Source organism: Acidovorax sp. GW101-11A03, assembly GCF_059424825.1.
Genome location: NZ_JBWKZU010000152.1, coordinates 1 through 668, shown reverse-complemented (window position 1 = coordinate 668; position 668 = coordinate 1). Strand labels below are relative to the sequence as shown.

1 protein-coding gene is annotated in these 668 nt (G+C 65.3%); it reads right to left on the bottom strand.

All coding sequences use genetic code 11. The features are described 5' to 3' along the window. A partial coding sequence (locus AC07Z7_RS25130) for a 5-dehydro-4-deoxyglucarate dehydratase (protein ID WP_494768053.1) occupies positions 1-668 on the bottom strand: 668 nt, incomplete at both ends.

The window sequence follows — 668 nt, the reverse complement described above, 5'->3', positions numbered from 1 at the left end:
TACGGCATGAAGAACTCCTTGAGCAGCCGGTGCTGGGTGGCCATGTCGTCGGCCGCCACCGCCTTGTAAAACTCCATCGCCGTCTTCGGGATGAAGTTGAACACCGCCGACGAATACACCGGCGTGCCCAGCGCCTTGTAGGCCGCTGCATAGACCTCGGCCGTGGGCAGGCCACCCAGGTACGAGAAGCGGTCGCCCAGCTTCATGTAGATGGAAGACATGGTCTCGATGTTGCCGACCCCGTCCTTGAAGCCGATCAGGTTGGGGCAGCGCTCGGCCAGGATGGCCAGGGACTCGGCCGTGAGCTTGGTGCGGTCGCGGTTGTAGACGATCACGCCGAACTTCACGCTGCTACAGACCTGGGCCACATGCTCGATCAGGCCCTCCTGGCCCGCTTCGGTCAGGTAGTGCGGCAAGAGCAGGATGCCGTGGGCGCCCAGGCGCTCGGCCTCTTGCGCATGGGCAATGGCCGTGCGGGTGGGGCCACCGGCACCGGCAATGATGGGCACCTTGCCCCGGCAGGTGTCCACGGCGGTCTTGATGACTTCGCTGTACTCGGGGCCCGAGAGGGAAAAGTACTCGCCCGTGCCACCGGCGGCAAACAGGGCACTGGCGCCGTAGGGGGCGAGCCACTCCAGGCGCTCGATATAGGTCTTGGGGCGGAAGTT